Source organism: Caulobacter sp. P4_E5 (genome assembly GCF_056401555.1).
Genome location: NZ_JBFUJD010000171.1, coordinates 1 through 589 on the forward strand (window position 1 = coordinate 1; position 589 = coordinate 589).

Below are 589 nucleotides of genomic sequence, written 5' to 3' on the forward strand. Positions count from 1 at the left end.
AAAACTGGTCGGAAACGCTGCATACCCTGTGCAAGGCCTGCTCCGAAGGCCGGCCGTTTGCCGACGGCGGCCACAACCATGACGAGCCGGCCCCCAGCGGCGATTCGTGGCGGCTGGGCATCGCGGCGCAGGAAGCCGGCCAGGCCAGGCGCGCGCTGGACGCCTGGCTGGGCGCCAAGCCGGGGGCCAGGCTCTCGGCCTTCGAATGCGTGCTGGACGCGGCCGCCACGCCGCAAACAGGGAGTGCCGCATGACTTTTTCCGTCCACGGCCTGGCTGTTTCACGCGGCATCGCGATCGGCCGTGCCGTGCTCGTGGCGTCCAGCCGCGCCGACGTGGCGCACTATTTTGTCGACGATGCCAAGACGGCGGACGAGATCACGCGGGTGCGAGTGTCGCGCAATGCGGTGGTGGAGGAAATCACACGCCTGCAGCAGGACCTGCCCAAGGACGCGCCGCATGAACTCGCCGCGCTGCTGGACGTGCACCTGATGCTGCTGCAGGACGAGCAGCTGATCAGCGGCGTGAAGCACTGGATCACCGACCGCCACTACAACGCCGAGTGGGCGCTGACCACGCAGTACGAAATC

At 67.9% G+C, this 589-nt stretch carries 2 protein-coding genes; both read left to right on the forward strand.

The genetic code is table 11. The annotated features are described in order from the left end of the window. Positions 1 to 254, forward strand: a 254-nt coding sequence (locus AC1DSO_RS24785; RefSeq protein ID WP_477071335.1) for a hypothetical protein, incomplete at its 5' end; no start/stop codon positions are given. Continuing rightward, a partial coding sequence (locus AC1DSO_RS24790; RefSeq protein ID WP_477071336.1) for a phosphoenolpyruvate-utilizing N-terminal domain-containing protein occupies positions 251 to 589 on the forward strand: 339 nt, incomplete at its 3' end. The genes AC1DSO_RS24785 and AC1DSO_RS24790, both read left to right, overlap by 4 nt.